The organism is Streptomyces sp. NRRL S-495 (assembly GCF_000966955.1).
In the GTDB taxonomy this organism is placed as follows: domain Bacteria; phylum Actinomycetota; class Actinomycetes; order Streptomycetales; family Streptomycetaceae; genus Kitasatospora; species Kitasatospora purpeofusca.
On the sequence record NZ_JZWY01000379.1, the window covers coordinates 1 to 5952 of the forward strand.

At 75.5% G+C, this 5952-nt stretch carries 5 protein-coding genes and 1 pseudogene; 2 read left to right on the forward strand and 4 right to left on the reverse strand.

The window, feature by feature from the left end; all coding sequences use genetic code 11:
• The coding region (locus VR45_RS20025) for a PadR family transcriptional regulator (protein ID WP_045941173.1) at positions 1–296 on the reverse strand (296 nt) is incomplete at its 3' end.
• Positions 297–398: 102 nt separating this feature from the next.
• The gene (locus VR45_RS20030; protein ID WP_045941174.1) at positions 399–2453 is read right to left on the reverse strand and encodes an NADPH-dependent 2,4-dienoyl-CoA reductase; all 2055 of its coding nucleotides are present in this window, start codon (positions 2451–2453) and stop codon (positions 399–401) included.
• 224 nt (positions 2454–2677) lie between these two features.
• On the opposite strand from VR45_RS20030, the gene VR45_RS20035 reads away from it, so the two are divergent.
• The gene (locus VR45_RS20035; RefSeq protein ID WP_045941175.1) at positions 2678–3943 is read left to right on the forward strand and encodes an FAD-dependent monooxygenase; all 1266 of its coding nucleotides are present in this window, start codon (positions 2678–2680) and stop codon (positions 3941–3943) included.
• A gap of 39 nt (positions 3944–3982) precedes the next feature.
• On the opposite strand, the pseudogene VR45_RS44275 reads toward VR45_RS20035, so the two are convergent.
• Both VR45_RS44275 and VR45_RS20045 read right to left on the reverse strand, forming a co-directional pair.
• Positions 3983–4390 (reverse strand): annotated as a pseudogene (locus VR45_RS44275) (TerD family protein); the annotation flags it as partial.
• 54 nt (positions 4391–4444) lie between these two features.
• The gene (locus VR45_RS20045) at positions 4445–5395 is read right to left on the reverse strand and encodes a LysR family transcriptional regulator (RefSeq protein WP_078896673.1); all 951 of its coding nucleotides are present in this window, start codon (positions 5393–5395) and stop codon (positions 4445–4447) included.
• Positions 5396–5657: 262 nt separating this feature from the next.
• Between VR45_RS20045 and VR45_RS48775 the strand changes: the two genes are divergently transcribed.
• A partial coding sequence (locus tag VR45_RS48775; RefSeq protein WP_234326048.1) for an SDR family oxidoreductase occupies positions 5658–5952 on the forward strand: 295 nt, incomplete at its 3' end.

Genomic DNA, 5952 nt, shown 5'->3' on the forward strand with positions numbered 1-5952 from the left:
CGCAGCAGCAGCGGGTCGCGGATCGGCCGGGGGTCCTCCGCGGCGGCCGTCCACCGCGCCAGTTCGGCGCGGCCGGCGGGCAGCACCTCGTACTCCTTCTTCTGCCCGCGCACCGGACCGGCCTGCGGCAGCGCCCGGATCAGTCCGGTGGTCTCCAGCCGGCCCAGCTCCCGGTAGATCTGCTGGTGGGTGGCGGACCAGAAGAAGCCGATCGACCTGTCGAACCGCCGGGTCAGCTCCAGCCCCGAGGAAGGCTGCTCCAGCAGGGCGGTGAGGATGGCGTGCGGCAGCGACATGGCACCGATCCTAGGGGCCGCCCCGCACGGCCGGGGGGCTCGTGCGGGGCGGGTCGTGCGGGGCGGCGTCCCGGGGTCGGGGGCCGGGGCGGCGGCCCGGGGTCAGAGGGCGGCGGCGAGCTCGGTGCCCTGCTTGACGGCGCGCTTGGCGTCGAGTTCGGCGGCCTCGTCGGCGCCGCCGATCAGGTGCGGGGTGACGCCCAGCGCGCGCAGGGCGGCGTCGAGGTCGCGGCGCGGCTCCTGGCCGGTGCACAGCACCACGGTGTCGACCGGCAGCAGCTGCGGCTCGCCGTCGACGGTGAAGTGCAGGCCCGCGTCGTCGATCCGGTCGTAGCCCGCGCCCGCGACCATGGTGACGCCGCGGTGCTTGAGCTCGGTGCGGTGGATCCAGCCGGTGGTCTTCCCGAGCCCGGCGCCGACCTTGGTGGTGCGGCGCTGGAACAGGTGGACCCGGCGCGGCGGCTCGGGCCGCTCGGGGCGGGCGAGGCCGCCGCGCTCCCGGTAGTCCCCGTCGATGCCCCAGTGCCGGCGGTGCACGGCCGGGTCGAGGCTCGGCGCGTCGCCCGCGTCGGTGAGGAACTCGGCGACGTCGAAGCCGATGCCGCCCGCGCCGAGGATCGCGACCCGCTCGCCGACGGCCGCGCCGTCGCGCAGCACGTCGAGGTAGCCGAGCACGCTGGGGTGGTCGACGCCCGGCAGGTCGGCGGGGTCGGGGACGCGCGGGCTGACGCCGGTGGCGAGCACGACCTCGTCGAAGCCCTCGGCGGCGAGCGCGGCCGCGTCGACCCAGCTGCCGAGCCGCAGCTCCACGCCGAGCTCCGCCAGTCGGTGGCGGTAGTAGCGCAGGGTCTCCGCGAACTCCTCCTTGCCCGGGATCCGGCGGGCGATGTCGAGCTGCCCGCCGATGACGGCGGCGGCGTCGAACAGGGTGACCCGGTGGCCGCGCTCGGCGGCGGTGACGGCGCAGGCGAGGCCGGCCGGTCCGGCGCCGACGACGCCGACCCGCTTGACCCGCCGGGTCGGGGCGAGCACCAGCTCGGTCTCGTGGCAGGCGCGCGGGTTCACCAGGCAGGAGGTGATCTTCCCGCTGAAGGTGTGGTCCAGGCAGGCCTGGTTGCAGCCGATGCAGGTGTTGACGGCCTCGGGGCGGCCCGCGGCGGCCTTGGCGACGAAGTCCGGGTCGGCGAGCAGCGGGCGGGCGAGCGAGACCAGGTCGGCGCAGCCGTCGGCGAGCAGCCGCTCGGCCAGCTCGGGGGTGTTGATCCGGTTGGTGGCGACCAGCGGCACGGAGACCGAGCCCATGACCCGCTCGGTCACCCAGGCCCAGGCGCCGCGCGGCACCGAGGTGGCGATGGTGGGGATGCGCGCCTCGTGCCAGCCGATGCCGGTGTTGATGATGGTGGCGCCGGCCGCCTCGACCGCCTTGGCGAGCAGGACCACCTCGTCCAGGGTGGAGCCGCCGGGGACGAGGTCGAGCATGGAGAGCCGGTAGACCAGGATGAAGTCCGGTCCGACCCGCTCCCGGACCCGGCGGACGATCTCGACCGGGAAGCGCATCCGGTTCTCGTAGGAGCCGCCCCACTCGTCCTCGCGGTGGTTGGTGGCGGCGGCGACGAACTCGTTGATCAGGTAGCCCTCGGAGCCCATGATCTCGACGCCGTCGTAGCCGGCCCGGCGGGCGAGTTCGGCGCAGCGGGCGAAGTCGTCGATGGTGGCCTCGACCTCGTCGGCGGTGAGGGCGCGGGGCGGGAACGGGCTGATCGGGGCCTGCACGGCGCTGGGGGCGACCAGGGCGGGGTGGTAGGCGTAGCGGCCGAAGTGCAGGATCTGGAGGGCTATCCGGCCGCCGGCGGCGTGCACGGCGTCGGTGACGACGCGGTGCCGGTCCGCCTCCTCCTCGGTGGTGAGCTTGGCGCCGCCGTCCCAGGGGCGCCCGGCCTCGTTGGGGGCGATGCCGCCGGTGACGATGAGGCCGACGCCGCCGCGGGCGCGTTCGGCGTAGAAGGCGGCCATCCGCTCGAAGCCGTTCTCGGCCTCCTCCAGGCCGACGTGCATGGAGCCCATGATCACGCGGTTGGGGAGGGTGGTGAAGCCGAGGTCGAGCGGGCGCAGCAGGTGCGGGTAGGGCGGCGGCGGGGTGCTGGCGGTCGTCGTCATCGCGGCTTCTCCTGGCGAGGGCGGGCAGGGCGGTGGCCGGGGGGCGGAGGGGGTGGCCGGCCACCACACGGTAGGCGAGCCCGAGCTCCCTATGCAACCAGTTGCATAGGTGATCCAGGGAACACCTCGGACACTCCGCTGACGGACCGTCAGTCCACGGCGTATGGTCGTCGTCGGGACGACGGACGGGGCCGAGGGCGCCCCGGCGAGGAGGGGGAGCGGTCGTGCGGGGTGGATCGGTCGCCGTGGTCGGCGGCAGCATCGCGGGTTGTGCGTTCGCACGGGCGGCGGCCCGGGGCGGGGCCGAGCGGGTCACCGTGCTGGAGCGCAGCCCGGGGAACCTGGAGGACCGCGGCGTGGGCCTGTGCGTCCTGCTGGACCGCTACGACGAACTGGTCCTGGCCGGCCACCTGGACGACGGCATCCGCCACCATCCGCTCACCACCCGGCACTGGGTGGCCAAGGACCCCGCGGGCACCCCGCGCGGGCGGGTGCTGTGGGTGCAGCCGATGGCGATGCACTCCTTCCACTGGGGCGTGCTGTGGCAGGGGCTGCGCGAGCGCACCCCCGAGCAGGTGGAGTTCCGCCCCGGGACGGCCGTCACGGCGGCCGGCGGCACCGACCTCGCCGGGCCGGCCTGGGTCGAGACGGCGACCGGCGGGCGCGAGCCGTACGACCTGGTGGTGGGCGCCGACGGCCACCGCTCGGTGGTGCGCGCCGCCGTCTGCCCGGAGGCCCGGGCCGAGTACGCCGGGTACGTCGCCTGGCGCGGCAGCTTCGACGCCCGGCTGCTCGACCGGCTCCCGGGCGGCGCGGCCCACTGGCCCGAGGCGGAGGTGATCACCGCCTGCTACCCCGGCGGGCAGGTCGTGCTCTACCGGATCCCGGGGCTGACCCCCGGCACCACCCTGGTGAACTGGGTCTTCTACGCCCCCGCGCCCGACTGGCTGCGGACCGCCGGCGGCACCGACCCGCTCGGCTTCGCGGTCGGCTCGCTCGACGCCGCCCGCCGCGGCGAACTGTCCGCGCTCGCCGAGCGCGTCCTGCCGCCGTACTGGGCCGGTGTGGTCGACCTGACGCCCGTCGAGCGGATCCTGCTCCAGCCGATCCACGACCTGGAGACCCCGCGCCGCACCGCCGGCCGCCTGCTGCTCGCCGGGGACGCCGCGACCCTCGTCCGCCCGCACACGACCAGCGGCGCGGCGAAGGCGCTGCAGGACGCCTGCGCCTTCGAGGACGCCTGGCGGGCGGCGGAGGGCTGGGCCGACCTGCTGCCCGGCTACGACCGCGAGCGCGGCACGGCGGGGCGGGCGCTGGTGGAGCTGAGCCGCCGGCTCGGGCGGGCGCAGGTCACCGGGGCGCCGGACTGGTCGCGGGTGGACGGGCCGGCGATGGCCGCGTGGTGGCGCGACCAGCTGGGCACCTCGGGCGGGTTCGGCGGGCTGGCGCTGGAGCGGAAGCCGAATCCGGCGGGGCCGGAGGGCCGTTGACGGGGCGGGCCGCCGGGTGTTGACCNCCAGCTCCTGGCCGTTGGCCTGGTTGACGATCCGGATGAAGGCGTTGCGCACCTGGCCGAAGCTCTGGAACCGGGCGTCGGCGTCGTAGATCGACACCGGGAAGACCACCTTGGCCACATCGGCCGGGACACCGGCCAGGTCGACCTTGATCTGCTCGTCGTCGCCGTCGCCGCCACCGGTCAGGTTGTCGCCGCTGTGCTCGACCGAACCGTCCGGGCTGCGCAGGTTGTTGAAGAAGACGAAGTGCTGGTCCGAGACCACCTTGCCGAGCGCGTTGCAGAGCAGCGCGCTCGCGTCCAGGTCGTAGTCGGCGCCGGTGGTGGTGCGGACGTCCCAGCCGAGTCCGACGATGACGGCCGTCAGGCCCGGCGCCTCCTTGGTCAGCGAGACGTTGCCGCCCTTGGCCAGCGAAACTCCCACGATTGCCCTCCTCGGTTGCTCTCCCTGCCAAACGAATCTACAGCACTGTAGAGATCACGAGAATCCGTCGGTCGGCACATCCGCAGATCCGGCCGGACCGCCGGCAGCCCCAGCGTCCGCCCGGTCGGGCAGCAGCCGGACCCGACGGGCCAGCAGCTCGACGAACGCCGTCGTCAGCGCGTCCGGCCTGGTCCTGGTGTACGCCACCAGGGGCCGCCGCACCGGCGGTTCGGGCCGGCGCACCAGCCCGTCGAAGCCGGGCGGCACGATGTTCGCGGGCACCAGCGCCGGGCCCAGCCCGGCGGCCGCGAGCAGCGGCGCCGCCGCCGTCTGCTCGGTGCGCACCGCCACCCCCGGCCGGAACCCGGCCGCCGCGCACGCCGCGTCCAGCACGTCCGCCAGGCCGTTGCCGGGGGCGTAGTGCACCCAGTCGCGCCCGGCCAGGGTCGCCAGCGGCACCGGAGCATCGTCCGACTCCCCCGCCCCCTCGGCCGGGAGCACCAGGACGAACTCCTCCTCCCCCAGCTCCCGGATCGGCCCCTCCCAGCCCGTCGGCAACGGCCCCACCGCCACATCCGCCTGACCCGCCGTCATCGCCGCCCGGAGGTCCTCGGTGTGCGCGAACTCCCGCAGCCGGATCCGCACCCCCGGGTGCGCCGCCCGCCAGGCCCGCAGCACCGGCGGCAGCAGACCCAGGCTCACCGAGTACACCGTCGCCAACTCCAGCTCCCCGCCCGCCAGTCCGGCCGCGCTCAGGGCCGCCGCCCGCAGCCGCTCGGCGTCCGCCAGCGCCGCCCGCGCGTGCGGCAGCACCGCCCGCCCCATCGGCGTCGGCCGCACCGCCCGCGGCAGGCGCTCCAGCAGCGGCCCGCCGACGGCCTTCTCCAGCGCCCGCACCTGGTGCGAGAGCGCCGGCTGGGTGACGTGCAGCAGCTCGGCGGCACGGGTGAAGGACCCGGTGTCGACGACGGTCACCAGGTACTCGAACTGTCGGAGCGTGGTCATGCAGCCAGTTTATGGATCTCTTCGAAAACAAGCCTTGGACGCATCACCCCTGGTCGGAACAGCCTTGTCCCATGACCGACAGCACTCTCCCCCTCGCCTCCCGCCGCGTCGTCGTGATCGGCGCCGGCTCCCGCACCGGCCGCGCCCTCGCCCACGCCGCCTCCGCCGCCGGAGCCGAACTGGTCCTCGCCGGCCCCGACCCGCGCAAGCTGGAGTGGACGGCCGGCGAGCTGCCCGGCCCCGCCCGGACCCCACCGCCGCCATGCCCGCCAACGGCCCGCTCGCCGAACTCGAACTCGCCGACATCCACCGGGCGTTCGCCGCCAAGGTCTACGGCCCGCTGCTGCTCGCCAAGCACCTCGCCCCGCAGGCCGCCACCGACACCCCCGACGGCGCCTCCTTCACCTTCTTCTCCGGGGTCGCCGCCTGGCGCCCGGCCCCCGCCCGCACCGTGATGGCGACCACCAACGGCGCACTCGCCTTCCTCGTCCAGGCCCTCGCGGTCGAGATCGCCCCGGTCCGGGTCAACGCCGTCTCCCCCGGCATCGTCGACACCG